Source organism: Solimonas fluminis (assembly GCF_002930645.1).
GTDB lineage: Bacteria > Pseudomonadota > Gammaproteobacteria > Nevskiales > Nevskiaceae > Solimonas_A > Solimonas_A fluminis.
Genome location: NZ_PSNW01000011.1, coordinates 84,468 through 102,896, shown reverse-complemented (window position 1 = coordinate 102,896; position 18,429 = coordinate 84,468). Strand labels below are relative to the sequence as shown.

Genomic DNA, 18,429 nt, shown 5'->3' with positions numbered 1-18,429 from the left:
CACGGCCATGCAGCCTGTCGTCCTCCTGATGGGGCCCACCGCCTCGGGCAAGACCCAGCTGTCGCTGGACCTGGCCGAGCGGCTGCCGGTGGAGATCGTCAGCGTCGACTCCGCGCTGGTCTACCGCGGCATGGATATCGGCGCGGCCAAGCCGGATGCGGCGACGCGTGCCGCCGTACCGCATCACCTGATCGACATCCTCGAGCCCAGCGAGATCTATTCCGCCGCGCGCTTCCGCGACGACGCCCTGCGGCTGATCGACGAGATTCGCGGCCGCGGCCGCATCCCGCTGCTGGCGGGCGGCACCATGCTGTACTTCCGCGCGCTGCAGCAGGGCCTGTCCGACCTGCCCTCGGCCAATGCCGAACTGCGCCTGCGCCTGGAGCAGGAGGCCGAGCTGGTGGGCTGGACGGGCATGCATGCGAAGCTGGCGGCGCTGGATCCGGCCACCGCGGCGCGCCTGCACCCGAACGATGCCCAGCGCATCCAGCGGGCGCTGGAGGTGATCGAACTCAGCGGGATGCCGCCCAGCGACTGGTACGCGCGGCCCAGGCCCCGCGGCATCGAAGGGCCGGTGATCAAGCTGGCCCTGAATCCGCCGCAGCGTTCGGAACTGCACCGGCGCATCGAGCTGCGCTTCCGGCAGATGATGGAGCAGGGCTTTCTCGACGAAGTGCGCCGCCTGCGGGCCCGCGGCGACCTGCATGCCGACCTGCCGTCGGTACGGGCCGTCGGCTATCGCCAGCTCTGGGACCATCTGGAGGGGCAGGGGACGCTGGAGGAGGCCGTGGGCCGCGGCATCGCGGCGACGCGCCAGTTCGCCAAGCGCCAGCTGACCTGGCTGCGCAGCGAGCCGGAGCTGCAGTGGCTGAATCCTGCCGAGCCTGAACTTTTGTCCCGGGCGCTGAGTCTGATCGGGGCGCCTGCACTGGACGTGCGCGGGACTTGACAAGTGATACACTCCCCCGGCCGGTGATATCCGGCCGTTGCGGTGTGCGGGAGTTCCAGCCGCGGGACGAACATTAAAAAAGGGAACAGAATCATGTCTAAAGGTCATACGTTACAAGAACCGTTTCTCAATGCCCTGCGCAAGGAACGCATCCCGGTCTCGATCTACCTGGTGAACGGCATCAAGCTGCAGGGCCAGATCGAATCCTTCGACTCCTTCGTCGTCCTGCTGCGCAACAGCGTCAGCCAGATGGTCTACAAGCACGCCATCTCGACCATCGTGCCGGCGCGCGCCGTCCGCATCTTCGATGGCAGCAGCAGCGATGCCGCCGACCATCATGGCCACGAGGGTGGCGCTGCGGAAGCGCCGTCGGCCTGAAGTCGTCGCAGTTTCTCCAGCTTTACCGCGCCACCCATGCCGGCACGAGCCGGCGTGGGTGGCCTTTGCATTTCTGAATCATGTTTGAACGTCCCAAGTCCGGCCAGAAGGCCATCCTCGTCCACCTCGAGTTTCCCGGTGCCGATTTCGATTCGGACCGGCAGGAGTTCGTGGAGCTCTGCGTATCGGCCGGTGCCGACGTGCTCAATGTCATCGGCGGCAGCCGCAAGGACCCCGATCCGGGCCTGTTCGTGGGCAGCGGCAAGGCCCAGGAAGTGGCCGACAGCGTCGCCGCCACCGGCGCCGAACTGGTCATCTTCAACCATCCGCTGTCGCCCAGCCAGGAACGCAACCTGGAGAAGCTGGTCAGTGCCCGCGTGCTCGGCCGCGCCGGCCTGATCCTGGACATCTTCGCCCAGCGTGCCCGTACCCACGAGGGCAAGCTGCAGGTGGAGCTGGCGCAGCTGCAGCACATGTCCACGCGCCTGATCCGCGGCTGGACCCATCTGGAGCGCCAGGGCGGCGGCCGCGGCATCGGCATGACCGGCCCCGGCGAAACCCAGCTGGAACTCGACCGCCGCCTGATCAAGACCCGCATCGCCACGCTCAAGCGGCACCTGGAGACGGTGCGGACCCGGCGCCAGCAGAACCGCGTGGCGCGCATCCGCAACAATGTGCCGACCGTGTCCCTGGTGGGCTACACCAACGCCGGCAAGTCCACCCTGTTCAATGCCCTCACTGGCGACACCACCTTTGCCTCCAGCCAGCTGTTCGCCACGCTCGACACCACGGTGCGCAAGCTGGAGCTGCCGGCCGGCGAGCCGGTGGTGCTGGCGGACACCGTGGGGTTCATCCGCGACCTGCCGCACGACCTGGTGGCGGCCTTCCGTGCCACCCTGGAGGAGGCCCGCGAAGCCGCCCTGCTGCTGCACGTGATCGATGCCGCCGACCCCGAGCGCCTGACCCGCATCAGCCAGGTGGAGGAGGTGCTCAAGGAAATCGGCGCCGCCGACGTGCCGCGGCTGCAGGTGTTCAACAAGATCGACCTGCGCGAGGGCGAGACCCCCCGCATCGAGCGCGACGACGAGGGCATGCCGGTGCGGGCCTTCGTGTCGGCGCGGACCGGAGAGGGGCTGGACGCCCTGCGCGAGGCCATCGCCGAGCGCATCCGGCCGCAGCTGCAGAGCTTCGAGCTGGCGGTGCCGCCCCGTGCGGCGAAGCTGCGCGCCCAGCTCTTCGCCCTCAATGCCATCCTGTCCGAGTCGCTGGACGAGGACGGCAACTTCCACCTCAAGGTCAGCCTGCCCTGGGAGCGCCTGCGGGGGCTCTGCGCCGCCGCCGGGCTGGAACCGCCGCCGGCACCGACGGTCATTGAGGAATGGGAGATGGGGCTTTGAGGGCCTGAGCGCCCCGCGGATCAGGTTGGCGGCCCAGGCCGTCCCTGGCGTGATTTATTGGCGCGTAGGCTCTAAAATCTCGCACTCTAAAATATTGATATACCCCCGATTTTTCGCTTCCCCCGGCTTCGGGAAACACCCTGTCCCCGCTTGTTTTGCAGCAGCAACAATGGCTTGGAGCAAGCCGGACCGGATTCGGGTGTGCCTCGCGGCATCGGTTACGAAAGGAAATACGAATGGCATGGAATGAACCGGGTCCCGGTAAGGACCCCTGGAGCCAGGGGCCCAAGAAGGGCGACGGTCCGCCGGACCTGGACGAAATGCTGAAGCGCTTCAAGTCGCGCTTCGGCGGCGGCTCCGGCCGCACGCCCCCCGGCACCCGCGCGCCGCTGCCCTTCGGGCTGATGGGCCTGATCGCGGCCCTGTTCGCCGTCCTGTGGCTGGTGTCCGGCTTCTACGTGGTGGACGAACAGGAGCGTGCGGTGACGCTGCGCTTCGGCAAGTACGTGGGCACCACGGAACCGGGCCTGCGCTGGCACATTCCGTGGCCGGTGGACAAGGTCGAGATCGTCAATACCACCGGTGTGCGCGAGGCGCGCGACGAGGCCACCATGCTGACGCGCGACGAGAACATCGTCGTGGTCGAGCTGAAGGTCCAGTACCGCGTGTCCAACGTCGAGGACTACGTCTTCAGCGTCAACGACCCGGACCTGACCCTGCGCCAGGCCACGACCTCGGCCGTGCGCGCCGTGGTCGGCCGCAATTCGATGGACTTCGTACTGACCGAGGGCCGCGAGGAGATGGCGGACCGCACCAAGGCGATCCTCCAGGACCTGCTCGACAGCTACAACGTCGGCCTGGTGGTCACGGAAGTGAACCTGCAGCAGGCCCAGCCGCCCGAGCCGGTGCAGGCCGCCTTCGCCGACGCCATCAAGGCGCGCGAAGACCAGCAGCGTGCCCGCAACGAGGCCCTGGCCTACGCCAACGACCGGCTGCCCAAGGCGCGCGGTGCCGCCGCCCGCCAGGTGGAGGAAGCCACCGCCTACCGCGACCAGGTGGTGGCCAAGGCCGAAGGTGATGCGGCGCGCTTCCAGCAGCTGCTGGTGGAGTACCGCAAGTCGCCGCGCGTGACGCGCGAGCGCCTGTACCTCGACACCATGAGCAGCGTGCTGGGCAGCTCCAGCAAGGTGCTGGTGGATGTCGACAAGGGCAGCCCGATGTTCTACCTGCCGCTGGACCAGCTGATGAAGTCGGCCCCGGCGGCGGCGCGCGACAGCGCGTCCGACTACACCACCGCGCCCAGCGCGCTGCCGGGCGCCGGCGGCCTGCAGGGTGGCGATCCTTCGCGCTCGCGCGACCGGGGGCGTTGATCATGAGCAAGAATCCCGTTTTCTGGGCCGCGCTGGCATTCCTGGCGTTGCTCACCGTCACCAACTCCTTCTTCATCGTCGACCAGCGCGAGAAGGCCGTGCTGTTCCAGCTCGGCGAACTCAAGGGCAAGGACTACGCGCCCGGCCTGCACATGAAGACGCCGTTCTTCCAGGCGGTGCAGCGTTTCGACGGCCGCATCCTGACGCTGGACAACCAGACCGAGAACTTCCTGACGGTCGAAAAGAAGAACGTCGAGGTCGACTTCTACGTCAAGTGGCGCATCGCCGACGCCGCGGTGTACTACCGCGCCACCGGCGGCCAGGAGATCGTCGCTTCGGACCGACTGTCCTCGATCCTCAACCGCGGCCTGCGCGACCAGTTCGGCAGCCGCACCATCCAGCAGGCGGTCGCCGACGACCGCGATGCCATGGTCCAGGAAGTGGAGAAGGACGCCGCCTCCAAGGTCAAGGACCTCGGCATCGCGGTGGTGGACATCCGCATCAAGTCGATCAACCTGCCGAAGAACGTCAGCGAATCGGTCTACGACCGCATGCGCGCCGAGCGTACCGGCGTGGCGGCGGACCTGCGCGCACGCGGTGCCGAGGACGCGGAAAAGATCAAGGCCGAGGCCGACCGCACCGCCCAGGTGACCCTGGCCAATGCCTACAAGCAGGCGGAAACGCTCAAGGGCCTCGGCGACGCCCGCGCTGCGGAGATCTACGCCAAGGCCTACGGCCAGGACGCGGAGTTCTACAGCTTCTACCGCACGCTCAACGTCTATCGCGAGAGCATGGGCGGCAACCAGAACCTGATGGTGCTGGAGCCCAAGGGCGAGCTGTTCCGCTACTTCAAGGGCGCCGGCAGTAAGTAGAGCCTATCCGTGGATAAGACACACACGCGTTGCTGCCAGAAATCGCGCCAGGCAAGTCGGCCGACGCGAGGTTTGGTGGTTCCAAGTAAGCGGTGGTCGGCGCAGCATGGCGCGATTTCCGGCGCAACCCAAAGGGACGGGGCCTTTTTTGCGCCCCGCGTTCCCTATCGCCCCTTATGTACGTCGAGTGCACCGCGGGTCGATAGGGCTAGCGGCACACAAGAACGGCACGCCGTCGCGTGCGTGTCTTATTCACGGATAGGCTCTTGATGTGGATTGGAACGAACTGCTGCGCGCGCTGGCGCTGGTCATGGTGATCGAAGGGCTCATGCCGTTCGTGGCTCCGGCTCGCTGGCGGCAGATGATGCTGTCCGTCATGCACCTGGACAGCCGCGCCATCCGCATCATCGGACTGCTGTCGATGCTCGGCGGCGTGATCCTGCTCAACCTGCTTTAGTGGCCTAGTCATGTCGATCAAGAAGTGGATGCTGCCGGAGGGCGTGGAAGAAGCCCTGCCGCCGACCTCCTGGGAACTGGAAGACCTGCGCCGCAAGCTGCTCGACGGCTTCCGCAGGCGCGGCTACGAACTGATCCTGCCGCCGCTGATCGAGCACCTGGACGCCCTGCTGACCGGCACGGCCCAGGACCTCGACGCTCGCACCTTCAAGTTCACCGACCCGGCCAGCGGCCGCCTGCTGGGCCTGCGCTCCGACATGACGCCGCAGGCGGCCCGCATCGCCGCGCGCCGCTTCCGCGACCAGGCAGTGGTGCGCCTCTGCTACCTGGGCACCGTGCTGCGCACGCAGCCGGACGCCCTCGGCGGGCCGCGCTCGCCGCGGCAGGTGGGCTGCGAGATCTTCGGCGAGGCCGGCATCGAGGCCGACCTGGAAGTGATCGACCTGATGCTGCGCACCCTGCGCCTGGCCGGCCTGAAGAAGGCCCACCTGGACCTGGGCCATGTCGGCATCTACCGCGCCATCTCCGGCAAGCTGGCACTGGACCCGGACGACGAGGCGGTGCTGTTCGACATCCTGCAGCGCAAGTCCCAGCCGGACCTTGCCGAGTTCGCCCAGGCCCGCGGCCTCAAGCCGCGCGTGGTGAAGGTCTTCGCCGAGCTGATGGAGCTCAACGGCGACGTCACCGTTCTGCAACGTGCGCGCGAGACGCTGAAGTCCGCGGGAGACCCCGTGCAGGAGGCGCTGGACACGCTGGAGCAGGTGGTGCGCAAGTTGCGCGCCGAGGCTCCGAAGCTGCCGATCCACGTGGACCTGGCGGAGCTGCGCGGCTACAGCTACCACACCGGCATCGTGTTCGCGGCCTTTGCGCCGGGGCACGGCCGCGAGATCGCCCGGGGCGGGCGCTACGACGGCGTCGGCGCCGAGTTCGGCGTGGCGCGGCCGGCCACCGGCTTCTCGGCCGATTTGAACGAGCTGCTGCGCCTGGCGCAGTAGCGGCTTAATGATTCACCTAGAGATACGGATACCATGGGCAAGACAGTTGTCGTAATCGGCGCGCAGTGGGGAGACGAGGGCAAGGGCAAGGTCGTGGACCTGCTCACCGATCGCTGCCAGGCCGTGGTGCGCTTCCAAGGCGGCCACAACGCCGGTCATACGCTGGTGATCAACGGCGTCAAGACGGCGCTGAACCTGATCCCCTCCGGCATCATGCGTCCCGGCGTCGCCTGCCTGATCGGCAACGGCGTGGTGCTGTCGCTGCCGGACCTGATCAAGGAGATCGAGAAGGTCGAGGCCACCGGCGCCTCCGTGCGCGACCGCCTGCGCATCTCCGAGGCCACCCCGCTGGTGCTGCCGGTGCATGCGCGCCTGGACCAGGCCCGCGAGCGCGCCCGCGGCGAGAACAAGATCGGCACCACCGGCAAGGGCATCGGCCCGGCCTATGAGGACAAGGTGGCGCGCCGCGCCGTGCGCGTCGGCGACCTGTTCAGCCGCGAGCTGCTGGCCGCCAAGCTCGGCGAGCTGCTGGCGTACCACAACTTCGTGCTGACCAGCTACTACAAGGAAGAGCCGGTCGATTTCCAGAAGACCCTGGACGACCTGCTGGGCTATGCCGAGATCGTCAAGCCTATGGTGGCCGACGTCACCGAGCTGCTGCGCCTGCACCTGAAGAAGGATGACAACGTCCTGTTCGAGGGCGCCCAGGGTGCGCTGCTGGACGTGGACCACGGCACCTATCCGTTCGTGACCTCGTCCAACACCACCGCCGGCGGCGCCTCCACCGGCACCGGCGTGGGCCCGCGCGAGATCGACTACGTGCTGGGCATCGTCAAGGCCTATGCCACGCGCGTCGGGTCCGGCCCGTTCCCGACCGAGCTGGACAACGACATCGGCCAGCACATCCGCGACAAGGGCGCCGAGTACGGCACCGTCACCAAGCGTCCGCGCCGCTGCGGCTGGTTCGACGCCGTGGCCGCCCGCCGCTCGATCTTCAACAACAGCGTCACCGGCCTGTGCGTCACCAAGCTCGACGTGCTCGACGAGATGGACGTGATCCGCATCTGCACCGGCTACAAGGTCGATGGCCAGCCGGTGGAAGTCCCGCCGGTGGGCGCCGAGGCCTTCGGCAAGGTCGAGGCGATCTACGAGGACTTCCCGGGCTGGAAGAGCAACACCTACGGCGTGACCCGCTACGAGGACCTGCCGGAGGCCGCCAAGCGCTATCTCAAGCGCGTGGAGGAGGTGACCGAGGCCGAGGTGGCGATCATCTCCACGGGGCCGGATCGTGAGCACACGATCGTGCTGAGGAACCCGTTCAACTGATTTCCGCTGTTTCCCGCTTCCAGGGTCCCATCCGCGGCGCCTTCTTGCCCTCCCACCGGGGGGCAGGGGCGCCTGCGGGCGTTGGGGCCGGGGATGTGGAACACTATTGCCGTGTTCAGGCGGGCCCCAAAACAAAAAAACCCGGCCGAAGCCAGGTTGTTTTGTTTGGTGCCCAAGAGAGGACTCGAACCTCCACGGTTTTACCCGCCAGTACCTGAAACTGGTGCGTCTACCAATTCCGCCACCTGGGCAACAGGGGCGCGCATTTTCGCCATGAGGCACCGCTTTGTCAATGAAAAGAAATAAAGAAAATTTCAAAAACCAGAATCCGCCCCGGAAGCAGGGCGGCAAGCCCCCCCGCGGCACCCCCGCCTGGGTGCAGGACGACGCCGAATTCCAGTCGGAGCAGTCGCGCTACGCCGACCCCATCCCCAGCCGTAGCCATATCCTCAAGACCCTGGGCGAGCAGCCGGGGCCCATGACCCTGGACGATCTCGTGGGCGTCTTCGGCCTGCGCAAGCTGTCGCAGCAGGAGGCCCTGAACAAGCGCCTGGTCGCCATGACCCGCGAGGGGCAGGTGGTCCAGAACCGCAATGGCGCCTACGGCCCCGTGGCGCAGATGAACCTGATCGCCGGCAGCGTCCAGGCCCACCGCGACGGCTTCGGCTTCCTGATCCCGGATGCCGGCGGCCCGGACGTGTTCCTGCCGCCGCGCCAGATGCGGGCGCTGATGAACGGCGACCGCGTACTGGTGCGCATCACCGGCACCGACTTCAAGGGCCGCCCGGAGGGCGCGGTGTCGGAGGTGATCGAGCGGGTCAGCCGCACCATCGTCGGCCGCTTCCACATGGACCAGGGCATCTCCTACGTGATCCCGGACAACCCGCGCATCACGCAGGACCTGCTGATCCCGCCGGAAGGCCGCAAGGGTGCCAAGCACGGCATGATGGTGGTGGCGGACATCGTCACCCCGCCGGGCAACCGCACGCTGGCCGTGGGCGAGGTCAAGGAGATCCTGGGCCAGCACCTGGCGCCGGGCATGGAGATCGAGGCCGCGATCCGCGCCCATAGCCTGCCGTTCGAGTTTCCGGACGCGGTGGAGCGCGAGTCCGCCGCCATCCCCGACACCGTGCAGCCGGCGCAGATGGCCGGCCGCGAGGACATCCGCGACCTGCCGCTGGTGACCATCGACGGTGCCGATGCGCGCGACTTCGACGACGCCGTCTACGCCAAGCCGATCAAGAAGGGCCTGCTCAACAAGGGCGGCTGGACGCTGTGGGTGGCCATCGCCGACGTCGCGGCCTACGTCAGGCCGGACAGCCCGCTGGACAAGGAGGCCTCCAAGCGCGCCACCTCGGTGTATTTCCCGCAACGCGTGATCCCGATGCTGCCGGAGAAGCTGTCCAACGGCCTGTGCTCGCTCAATCCCGACGTGGACCGCCTGTGCATGGTCTGCGAGATGCGCGTGATGCCCGACGGCGAGGTGGCCAAGGCGCGCTTCTTCGAGGGCGTGATGCGCTCCAAGGCGCGCCTGATCTACGACGACGTGGCCGAGATCCTGGACAACCCGCAAGGGGAGAAGGCCCGTGCCCGCGCGGCGCTGGTGCCGCACCTGCAGGCGCTCAATGGCGTGTTCGAGGCCCTGTTCCAGGCGCGTGAGCGCCGCGGCGCGATCGACTTCGAGAGTACCGAGACCAAGATCGTGTTCTCGGGCGAGCGCAAGATCGACCGTATCGTGCCGGTGCAGCGCAACCGCGCCCACCGCCTGATCGAGGAGTGCATGATCGCCGCCAACGTCGAGTCTGCGAAGCTGGTCGAGAAGCAGAAGGTGCCGACCCTGTACCGCATCCACGAGCAGCCGGATGCGATGAAGGTCGCGGCGCTGCGCGAGTTCCTGTCGCTGCAGGCGCTCAAGCTGGGCGGCGGCGACAAGCCGGCCGCCATGGACTTCGCCAAGACCCTGGCGGCGGCCAAGGGCCGCCCCGACCAGGGGCTGGTGCAGACCATCATGCTGCGCTCGCTGATGCAGGCGAAGTACAACCCCGTCAACAGCGGCCACTTCGGCCTGGCGCTGACGCACTACGCGCATTTCACCTCGCCGATCCGCCGCTATCCCGACCTGCTGCTGCACCGGGGCATCAAGCACATCCTGCTGAAGAAGAAGGGCCAGCCCTTCCTCTACACGGCGGAGCAGATGGAGGCCTTCGGCACCCATTGCTCGATGGCCGAGCGCCGGGCCGACGAGGCCACGCGAGACGTCAATACCTGGCTCAAGTGCGAGTACATGCGCCACCGCGTCGGCGAGGACTTCAACGGCACCGTCTCCAGCGTCGCCGCCTTCGGCCTGTTCGTGGAACTCGATGGCCTGTACGTGGATGGCCTGGTCCATGTCAGCAACCTCAAGAACGACTACTACGAGTACGACAACCGTGCCCACCGCCTGGTGGGAAAGGCCACCCGCATGACCTACACGCTGGGCACCAAGGTGCGCGTAAAAGTCGTGCGCGTGGACCTGGATGAGCGCAAAATCGACCTCGAGCTGCTGGGCTCCGGCAAGGGTCACCCCGGCCCGGGCAAGGGGCAGCGCCAGCAGGGCCGGCCATCAGAATCCGGACGTTCAGAACCCGTTAAGGCGCGCGGCTCAGAATCGCACCCAACCAAGAACCATTCCCGAAGGGGGAAACGATGACGTACTTCAAGCCTCTGGTCGTTGCAGCACTGGTGGTCGGCCTTGCCGGCTGCGCCACGGATGATCCCAACAAGCGCGCCAAGACCGGCGCCGCCATCGGCGCCGTGCTCGGCGCGGTGGCCGGCAACCAGGTCAGCGGCGCCCGCGGCGCCCCGATCGTCGGCGCGGTGGTCGGCGCCATCGCCGGCGGCGCGGTGGGCAACTACATGGACAAGCAGCATGCCCAGCTGCAGCGCGACCTGGCCGCGGAAGCCGCGCGCAACGAACTGCAGATCACCCAGCTGCCGGGCGGCGCCCTGAAGATCGGCATCGCCAGCGACGTCAGCTTCGATCTCGACAGCGCCCAGCTGCTGCCGAACGCGCTGACGACCTATGCCAAGATCGCCAACGTGCTGAAGACCTACGACAAGACCGTGATCCACGTCGTCGGCCACACCGACTCCAGCGGTTCGGCCACCCACAACCAGAGCCTGTCCGAGCGCCGTGCCTCGTCGGTCGCCAGCTACATGGTCAGCCAGGGCGTGCCGGCCGGCCGCCTGCGCGAGGAAGGCCGCGGCGAGCGCGAACTGCTGGTGCGCACCGCCGACGGCGTCAAGGAATCCCGCAACCGCCGCGTCGATATCGTCATCAAGCCGGTGGTCGAAGGCCGCGAGCAGGAAGCCTGGACCCCGCCGCCGTACCTGGGTGGTTGAAGCGGCGAGCCTGTTTGCATGGCGCCAGGAATGCCCCCGGAAGTCCGGGGGCATTTTCGTTGTGGGCGGGGGAGGCCGGTATCCGGTGATCACCCCGGTCATTCCTGTCCGGGACTGGATGCCGGCCTTCGCCGGCATGGCGTTCCGGGGTTCTGCGCTTGCCAGGGTTTCTTAATCCCCCCGTCATGTTCTGCCGCCACGATCCCGCGTTCTACCAGGGACAACAGGGATGGGGAACATGCGCAGGAATCGCGTGGGCTGGGCGCTCTGCCTGGCCGCAGTGGGCATCGGGGCGGCACAGGCCGGTGAACTGGCGGGCCGTGTCAGCGATGCCCGCGGAGAATTACCCATGGAAGGCGCCCGGCTGCGCCTGGTGGAACTGAACCGCGAGACCGTGGCCGCGCGCGATGGGGGTTACCGCTTCCTCGACGTGCCGGCCGGTTCCTGGACGCTGCGCGCCGAGTACATCGGTGCGCCGGCCGTGGACACCCCGGTGACGGTAGGCGAGCAGGGCGAGGTGCGGGCCGACCTGCGCCTGGGCGCCGCGGAATCGGTGCGCCTGGCGGACGTGCTGGTGGTGGGCCAGGCCGCGGCCCAGTCCGCTGCGCTGAGCCAGCAGCGCGCAGCCTCCAGCATCAAGACCATCGCCTCGTCCGACGCCATCGGCAAGTTCCCCGACCAGAACGCGGCGGAGTCGCTGCAGCGCCTGCCGGGCCTGTCGGTGGCGCGCGACCAGGGCGAGGGCCGCTTCGTGATCATCCGCGGCATCGATCCGGCGCTGTCCAGCACCACCATCAACGGCATGAGGGTGCCGGGCCCCGAGGCCGATTCGCGCCAGGTGAACCTCGACGTGCTGGCGTCCGACCTGCTGGAGAGCGTGGAGGTCAGCAAGTCGATGACGCCCGACATGGACGGCGATGCCGTCGGCGGCAACATCGAGATCCGCAGCACCACCGCGCTGGATCGCGGCAACAGCTTGAGCGCTCGCGTCGAAGGCAGCTACAACGACCAGGTTGGCGAGACCAGCCCGCGGCTGGCGCTGTCCGGCACGCGCCTGTTCGATGTCGGCGGCGAGCGCGGCAAGCTGGGCATGGCGGGAGCGCTGTCCTGGTACAAGCGCGACTTCGGCTCGGACAACGTCGAGGCGGCCGGCTGGCCGGAGATCGAGGGGCCCGAGGGCGATGTCCGTGGCCTGGAGGAGGCCGAGCAGCGCGACTACCGGATCACGCGCGAGCGCCTGTCCGCCGCGCTGAACTTCGACTACGCCGCCAGCCCCGCGCTGGACCTGTACTGGCGCACGCTGTACAGCGATTTCTCGGACGACGAGGTGCAGACCACCAACCTCTTCGCCTACAACACCGACGAGGTCGTGGAACTCGGCGACAGCGGCGGCCTGTTCGACGATTCGGAGGTCGAGAAGCTGACCGAGGCGCGCAAGGAGACCCAGCGCATTCTCAGCACCGTGCTGGGTGCCGAGCAGCGGCTCGGCCTCTGGACCGTCGATTACCGCCTGGGCTACTCCACGGCCGAGGAGGACACCCCCGATGCGCTGGGCGCCACCTTCGTGGGCGAAGGCATGAGGCTGGGCTACTCCGGCGCGGGCAGCAGGACGCCCCGGCTGTTCGCGGACGATGCGGCCTTCGCCGATCCCGCCACATTCGGACTGGACGAGATCGCGCTGGAGAGCAGCCGCACCAAGGAGCGCGAGACCGCCCTGGGCCTGGACCTGAAGCGCGCCCTGCGTTTCGGCGAGGCCCCGGGCTTCGTCAAGTTCGGCGCCAAGCTGCGCATGCGCGACAAGACCGGCAATGTCGATGCCCAGGTGTATGACGGCTTCGCCGAGGACTTCACGCTGGCCGACTTCGGCTCGCAGCGTGTCGAATACCCCTTCGGGGCCTGGGGCCCCGCGGCCTCGCGCGGCGGCGTACGCCGCTTCTTCGACGAGCGCCGTGCCGACCTGGAACTGGACGAGGACGGCAGCACGATCGATTCGCGGATCGAGGACTACCGGATGGACGAGGACATCCTCGCCGGCTACGCCATGGCCAGCGCGGATATCGGCCGGTTGCGCATCGCCGGCGGCCTGCGAGTGGAGCGGACCGACACCTCCTCGCGCGGCACGCGCCTGCTGGTCGACGAGGAAGCGGGCAGCGGCGATCCGGAGTTCAGCGCATTGTCGCGCGACCGGACCTATACCGACCTGCTGCCGAGCCTGAACTTCCGATGGGAGCTGTCGGACCGGACCATCCTGCGCGCCGCCTGGTCGCAGACCATCGCGCGCCCGGGCTTCGAGGCTTCGTCGCCGCGCCAGTCCATCGAGATCACCGAGGATGACGGCGAGTTCGAGCGCGAGGCCGAATTGGGCAACCCGGACCTGGATCCGCTGCGCTCGCAGAACTTCGACCTGGCCATCGAGTTCTACCCGGGCGGCGTCAGCGCACTGTCCGCCGGCCTGTTCTACAAGCGCATCCGCGACTTCTTCGTGCTGGCCGACATCGCCGGCGAGCCCGGCGACTTCGAGGATTTCGACGAGGCCATCACCACGCTCAACGGCGGCAAGGCGCGCCTGATCGGCCTGGAGCTGGCGGCGACCCACCGTTTCAGCCGGCTGCCGTCGCCCTTCGACGGCTTCCTGGTGTCGGCCAACGCCACCTTCACCGATTCCGAGGCGGAGCTGCCGCAGCGCTCGGAGAAGGTACCGCTGCCCCGCCAGTCGGATACCCTGTGGAACCTGGCGCTGGGCTACGAGAAGTACGGTTTCGACCTGCGCCTGTCCGCCACCTATCGTGACGACTATTTCGACGAGGTCGACGAGCTCGACGATCCGGAGACCGACCGCTACGTGTCGGACCACCTGCAGATCGACTTCTCGGGCAGCTATCGCGTCGCCACCAACTACGAGGTCTACTTCAACGCCGTGAACCTCAACGACGAGCCCTTCCATGCCTACTTCAAGGAACGGCGCTACCTGTCCCAGTACGAGGAATACGGCCCGACCTTCGAACTGGGGCTGAAGGCCAGCTTCTGAGGCCCGGAGAATCCTGACGATGAACCCGTACCGCGTGTTTCCCGCTGCCCTGCCGGCCGTGGTCGGCCTGGTCCTGTCCGCCTGCGGGCGCCCACCCGCACCCGCGGAGCCGGCCGCTCCCGCCGTTGCTCCCGCCGCGGCTGCGGCAACGGCGGAGCCGGCAGATCCGCCGTTGCCGACGGTCGCCGGCCTGGTGGAGATCGGCGAGCGCTTCCTGACGGTCCGCGATCCCGCCGACAACGTCGACTCGGTAGCGGTCTGGCATGCGCCGGGCGGGGAGCACTGGCTGCTGGCCACGGCCAAGCACACGGATCACCTGCTGGTCTACGAGGCCGCCAGCGGCAAGCTGCTGCGGAAGGTCGGGTCGTCGGGAACGGGGCCGGGGCAGTTCGAGCGCCCCAACGGCGTGTTCGTGATCGACGGCCTGGCGCTGGTGGTGGAGCGCGACAACCGCCGCGTGCAGGTGCTGGGCCTGCCGGACTTCAAGGCCCTGCTGGTCTTCGGTGCCGAGGGCGAGAGCGCGCTGCGCAAGCCCTACGGCCTCTGGGCGCAGCGGCTGGAGGAGGGCGACTACCGTGTCTTCGTGACCGACAACTACGAGACCGCCGACGATCAGGTTCCGCCGGCGGCGGAACTGGGCCAGCGCGTGAAGCAGTACCGCCTGCGCCGCGGCGCCGAAGGCCTGACCGCCGTTCTGGAGAAGAGCTTCGGCGCCACCTCGGGGCCGGGCGTGCTGAACATCGTCGAATCGGTCTGGGGCGACCCGGCCCACGGGCGCCTGCTGCTGGCGGACGAGGAGCAGTACCGCCAGCGCAACCTCAAGGTCTACGGCTTCGACGGCCGCTATGCCGGGCGGCGCCTGGGCGCCGGCATCTTCCACTTCCAGCCCGAGGGCATCGCGCTGTACGCCTGCGAGGACGGCAGCGGCTGGTGGTTCACCACCGACCAGGGCAAGCAGGAGAATTTCTTCCACCTGTTCGACCGCCGCAGCCTGGAATACCTCGGCAGCTTCGGCAGCCCGCGGGTGCTGAACACCGATGGCGTCTGGCTGACGCGGACGCCCATGCCGGGCTTCCCCCACGGGGCGTTCTACGCCGTGCACGACGACGGCAACGTGGCGGCCTTCGACCTCGGCGAGGTGCTGGACAAGGTCGGCGCGAAGCGCTGCGGCGGATAGGATTCGCCGGGGCAGTCCGGGATAATGGGCTCCTAACCGGAGCATCCCGTGTCCAAGACGACCGTCATCGGCGGCTTCCATGCCGTCCTCGCCGCGCTGGAAGACAGCCACGACAAGCCTTTCGAGATCCTGCTGGCGGATACCCGCCAGGACGAGCGCTCGGTGCGCGTGAAGGCCCTGGCGCAGCAACATGGCGTGCGCGTCCGCGTGCTGCCGCGCTCCGACCTGGACCTGAAGGCTCCGGACGGGCTGCGCCACCAGGGCGTGCTGGCCTACGTTCCCGAGAAGACGCTGGACGGCGAGGACCTGCTGTATGCCCCGGCCGAGCCGCATCGCCTGCTGCTGGCCCTGGACAACGTGCAGGATCCGCACAACCTCGGCGCCTGCCTGCGCACCGCCGAAGCGGTGGGGGTCAGCGCCGTGATCGTGCCGCGCGACCGCAGCGCCGCGCTGGGAGCCGCGGCCCACAAGGCGGCGGCGGGTGCCGCCGAGCGCGTGCCGCTGGTGGCGGTGACCAACCTGGCGCGCACGCTGGCGCGCCTGAAGGAACTGGGCTACTGGATCACCGGGCTGGCGGGCGAGGCCGGTGAGACGCTCTATGACGTCGACCTGACCGGCGCCACCGTGCTGGTGATGGGGGCGGAGGCCGAGGGCATGCGCCGACTGACGCGCGAGTCCTGCGACCGCCTGGTGCGCATCCCCATGGAGGGCAAGACCGAGAGCCTCAACGTCTCGGTGGCGGCCGCGGTCTGCCTCTATGAAGCCTACCGCCAGCGCCACCGCCCCGCGCGCAAGAAATAAGCCGCCCGGAGGCGGCTCGTTTCTTCCGTCGGGACTGCCTACTGGCAGCTGTCCGGGTCGGGCAGGGGGTTGAGCAGGTAGGACATCGGCGTCAGGGGCAGGGCGAAGAACTTGCCGTCCCGCGTGGCGATGCCGAACTGGCCCTGTTCCACGGGGTGCGCGGTGCCGTCCGGCGTGGTCACCTCGATGCTGCCTTCGTTGACGCCCACCTGCAGGGCGTCGGACAGGTCGCCGTCCACCTGCTGGTAGGGGCCGGCACACTGGTCGCCGCTGCATTTCTCGGCAACGTAGTCGGTGCCGCGGATGCCGATGGTGGCCACCGAGGTGCGGATCAGGTACTCCTGCTTGTCCTGCTTGCCGATCAGGCCGCTGATGGCGCGGAAGCCGCCGCGGACCAGCTTGAAGAAGGCCTTGCCGCTGCCCGGCTTCGGGGCGGCTTCGGTCACGGCCGGCGCGGAAACAGGCGCCTCGGCCGCCGGCACTGCGACCGGCGCCGGGGCGGCGGGTGCGGCCGTAGCGGCGGCCGGGGCCGGATAGTCGTAGGCCTCCACCTCGAATACCGTATTGGGCCGGAGCAGCACGCGGCCGCCGTCGGCGAAGCTCAGGCTCAGGTAGCTGTTGTTGCCCACCTCCAGCGACTCGCCGGGTTCCACGGCATCGCCGCGGTGCAGGCTGCGGGCCTTGCCGCCGGGGGGCGTGGCCGTGGCGACGCCGGTGATCAGCATGACCTTGGCGGCGGCGGCCTGGGCCGCACCGCAGGCCAGGCCGAGAACGAGGGCGGCCGCCAGGCGGACGGTGGAGCGCATCGGGATCTTGTGCGTGCTCATGGCGGGCTCCTCAGAAGCGCAGGTTCAGGGCCAGGCGGACGCCCTTGATGTCGTTCTCGCCCCAGAGATAGCTCAGGCCGGTCTTGAAGTAACGCGTGATCACGCCACTGTCGGTCTTGATGAAGCCCAGTCCGATGCCGACCTCGTCGTAGCGGTTGGAGAACAGGTCGGTGCCGGTCAGGCGCGTATCGGTGAAGCTGTACTCCATGACGATGCCGCGGGCGATCAGCGAGGTGGGTCCGGTCACCAGCAGGCCGTTGGTGAAGACCGTGTTCTGCACGTCGTACTCGGCCTCGATGTCGCCGATCTTGATGCCGACGCTTTCGTAGCGGCCGATGCTGTTGCCCATCGACAGCGCCCAGTCGCCGAGGCGATGGGTATAGCTGCTGGTCAGCGAGTAGGACGCCAGTCCGCCGCCCGCGCCCAGGTCTTCCGAACCGGTGGCGCCGATGCCGGCGGCGGGCGTCAGCGACCAGTTGTCGCTGACCGGGTGGGTATAGGCGACGCTGAAGCCGGCCGAGTACGAGGCGGCGCCCTCGCTGTCGGTGTAGCTCAGCGGCAGCTCGAAGGACAGTTTGCGCCGCGGGTCCGAGTCGAACTTGACGGTGTAGGAGAAGGGCAGCTGCAATTGCGTGCTGCGGTACTTCGTGCCGTTGGCGGCGGTGCCGCGGAGGCTCTGTCCGGCCAGGCCGATGCCGACCTCGTTCTCGCCGCGCAGCGCCGCCGCACGGGCGCGGGCCTCGGCGAAGATGCCCTGCATGTCGTCGGCGGCCGCCACCATGATCGGCTGCGGCTGGCTGAAGTCGAAGGCGCTGCAGCCGCAGCCCCAGATCTGCGACACGCGATGGGTGAAGCCGCGATCGAAATCACCCCTCATGCGCTGGTTCATCAGCGAGCCCGGGTTGCCGGCCAGCGGATCGATCGGCGTGGCCTGCGCGCTGCGGGTCTGCAGGTTCTTCAGCGCAAACTTGTTCTTCTTGAGGAAGTCCTTGAGCTGCTCGATGCTGTCGTCGCGCGTCTGGCCCTGGAAGCTCACGCTGTTGCTGCCCGGGGTGAGTTCCACGCCTTCGATCTCGAATACCAGCGTGGTGTCGGCCTGGGGAAAGTCCAGGCTGGCATTGAGGCCGCGGAAGTTGATCTGCGTCAGCACCGTGGTGGTTTCGGTGTACTGGGGGAACTCGCGCAGAAGGTTGTCGCGGTCCAGCGCCTCGGCGGCATCGTCGACGTTGTCGAAGCCGAACTGCTTGTTGTCCTGTCCGACCGTCAGGTCGAGTTCGAAGGGATCGGCCGCCGCCGCCGTTCCCGAAAACAGTACCCCTGCCAGCACCCCGGCACAGCCGCGTGCAATCCTGTTCATGGCGACATCCCCCGAGCGATCATTCGCAGTCCGCAAGACTAGTCGGTTTTTTCGGCTGGCCGCAAACGGCCGCACCAATCGGGGGCGCCGACCCTGGCATGCCTATTGCTGCATG

General features: G+C 68.2%; 15 protein-coding genes and 1 tRNA gene. 13 read left to right on the top strand and 3 right to left on the bottom strand.

Annotated elements, in window-relative coordinates; all coding sequences use genetic code 11:
- The first annotated feature begins 7 nt into the window (after positions 1 to 7).
- The 8 genes from miaA to C3942_RS17715 all read left to right on the top strand — a co-directional run bounded on the left by miaA (position 8) and on the right by C3942_RS17715 (position 7,743).
- Complete coding sequence (gene miaA, locus C3942_RS17750; protein ID WP_104231708.1) at positions 8 to 949, top strand: tRNA (adenosine(37)-N6)-dimethylallyltransferase MiaA; 942 nt, start codon at positions 8 to 10, stop codon at positions 947 to 949.
- 93 nt (positions 950 to 1,042) lie between these two features.
- On the top strand, positions 1,043 to 1,327 hold the full coding sequence (hfq, locus tag C3942_RS17745; RefSeq protein ID WP_104231707.1) for an RNA chaperone Hfq: 285 nt from the start codon (positions 1,043 to 1,045) through the stop codon (positions 1,325 to 1,327).
- 80 nt (positions 1,328 to 1,407) lie between these two features.
- Positions 1,408 to 2,724, top strand: coding sequence for a ribosome rescue GTPase HflX (gene hflX, locus C3942_RS17740; RefSeq protein WP_104231706.1), 1,317 nt, complete (start codon positions 1,408 to 1,410; stop codon positions 2,722 to 2,724).
- A 236-nt stretch (positions 2,725 to 2,960) separates the two neighbouring features.
- Positions 2,961 to 4,094, top strand: coding sequence for an FtsH protease activity modulator HflK (gene hflK / locus C3942_RS17735; protein WP_104231705.1), 1,134 nt, complete (start codon positions 2,961 to 2,963; stop codon positions 4,092 to 4,094).
- A gap of 2 nt (positions 4,095 to 4,096) precedes the next feature.
- Positions 4,097 to 4,966: a protease modulator HflC gene (gene hflC / locus C3942_RS17730; protein ID WP_104231704.1), complete on the top strand. Its 870-nt coding sequence runs from the start codon at positions 4,097 to 4,099 to the stop codon at positions 4,964 to 4,966.
- A gap of 271 nt (positions 4,967 to 5,237) precedes the next feature.
- The gene (locus C3942_RS17725) at positions 5,238 to 5,423 is read left to right on the top strand and encodes a DUF2065 domain-containing protein (RefSeq protein ID WP_243393658.1); all 186 of its coding nucleotides are present in this window, start codon (positions 5,238 to 5,240) and stop codon (positions 5,421 to 5,423) included.
- A 10-nt stretch (positions 5,424 to 5,433) separates the two neighbouring features.
- Positions 5,434 to 6,417, top strand: coding sequence for an ATP phosphoribosyltransferase regulatory subunit (locus C3942_RS17720; protein ID WP_104231703.1), 984 nt, complete (start codon positions 5,434 to 5,436; stop codon positions 6,415 to 6,417).
- 33 nt (positions 6,418 to 6,450) lie between these two features.
- Positions 6,451 to 7,743, top strand: a complete 1,293-nt coding sequence (locus C3942_RS17715) for an adenylosuccinate synthase (RefSeq protein WP_104231702.1) — start codon at positions 6,451 to 6,453, stop codon at positions 7,741 to 7,743.
- Between the two features lie 166 nt (positions 7,744 to 7,909).
- Here the strand turns inward: C3942_RS17715 and C3942_RS17710 are convergent.
- Positions 7,910 to 7,994 (bottom strand) — tRNA-Leu (locus C3942_RS17710).
- Between the two features lie 125 nt (positions 7,995 to 8,119).
- Here C3942_RS17710 and rnr point away from each other — a divergent pair.
- The 5 genes from rnr to rlmB all read left to right on the top strand — a co-directional run bounded on the left by rnr (position 8,120) and on the right by rlmB (position 16,130).
- Positions 8,120 to 10,432 (top strand): ribonuclease R, encoded by a 2,313-nt coding sequence (gene rnr, locus C3942_RS17705; RefSeq protein WP_243393657.1) that lies wholly within the window; start codon positions 8,120 to 8,122, stop codon positions 10,430 to 10,432.
- On the top strand, positions 10,429 to 11,124 hold the full coding sequence (locus tag C3942_RS17700) for a YiaD family glycine zipper/OmpA-like lipoprotein (protein ID WP_104231700.1): 696 nt from the start codon (positions 10,429 to 10,431) through the stop codon (positions 11,122 to 11,124). The genes rnr and C3942_RS17700 overlap by 4 nt, the downstream gene beginning before the upstream one ends.
- A 238-nt stretch (positions 11,125 to 11,362) precedes the next feature.
- Positions 11,363 to 14,152 (top strand): TonB-dependent receptor, encoded by a 2,790-nt coding sequence (locus C3942_RS17695; RefSeq protein ID WP_165797513.1) that lies wholly within the window; start codon positions 11,363 to 11,365, stop codon positions 14,150 to 14,152.
- Between the two features lie 19 nt (positions 14,153 to 14,171).
- A complete protein-coding gene (locus C3942_RS17690; protein WP_104231698.1) occupies positions 14,172 to 15,329 on the top strand; it encodes a phytase in 1,158 nt (385 codons plus the stop codon).
- 48 nt (positions 15,330 to 15,377) lie between these two features.
- Positions 15,378 to 16,130, top strand: coding sequence for a 23S rRNA (guanosine(2251)-2'-O)-methyltransferase RlmB (gene rlmB / locus C3942_RS17685; protein WP_104231697.1), 753 nt, complete (start codon positions 15,378 to 15,380; stop codon positions 16,128 to 16,130).
- Positions 16,131 to 16,168: 38 nt separating this feature from the next.
- On the opposite strand, the gene C3942_RS17680 is transcribed toward rlmB, so the two are convergent.
- Together C3942_RS17680 and C3942_RS17675 are read right to left on the bottom strand one after the other, a co-directional pair.
- Positions 16,169 to 16,957, bottom strand: a complete 789-nt coding sequence (locus C3942_RS17680) for a FecR family protein (protein ID WP_104231696.1) — start codon at positions 16,955 to 16,957, stop codon at positions 16,169 to 16,171.
- A gap of 10 nt (positions 16,958 to 16,967) precedes the next feature.
- Entirely contained in the window at positions 16,968 to 18,314 is a 1,347-nt protein-coding gene (locus tag C3942_RS17675; RefSeq protein WP_133164346.1) for a hypothetical protein, read from the bottom strand.
- Positions 18,315 to 18,429: the final 115 nt, after the last annotated feature.